Below are 303 nucleotides of genomic sequence, written 5' to 3'. Positions count from 1 at the left end.
CCCCCTGCGCCCGTACTGGCAACCATCCATAAAATGCTCAGCGCACAACTTAAATCAAAGTGATGATGCGTTTGTTTGTCAGGCCAGTTCTCAAGCTCATCCATCACCAAACGACATTTTGTATGAAAGGCAATTTGTGCAGGCGTATTGGTAACAAAGGGTTCAAGGGCACCAATTCGCTCATCTTGACCCACAGTGGCGGTCACCCCACGAAGTGGTAAAGCAATGCCTTGATCTAATCCGCGTTTAATAAAGTCACTGCGCATATAATCAAAGGCATTATTGTTTTCAAAGCCCCATAAA

Annotated in this window: 1 pseudogene; it reads right to left on the bottom strand. The window is 45.5% G+C overall.

The features are described 5' to 3' along the window. Positions 1-303 (bottom strand): annotated as a pseudogene (locus tag CJF42_RS26230) (hypothetical protein); the annotation flags it as partial.

The organism is Pseudoalteromonas sp. NBT06-2 (genome assembly GCF_002276045.1).
Taxonomy (GTDB): domain Bacteria; phylum Pseudomonadota; class Gammaproteobacteria; order Enterobacterales; family Alteromonadaceae; genus Pseudoalteromonas.
This window is presented reverse-complemented; position numbering and strand designations above follow the sequence as displayed.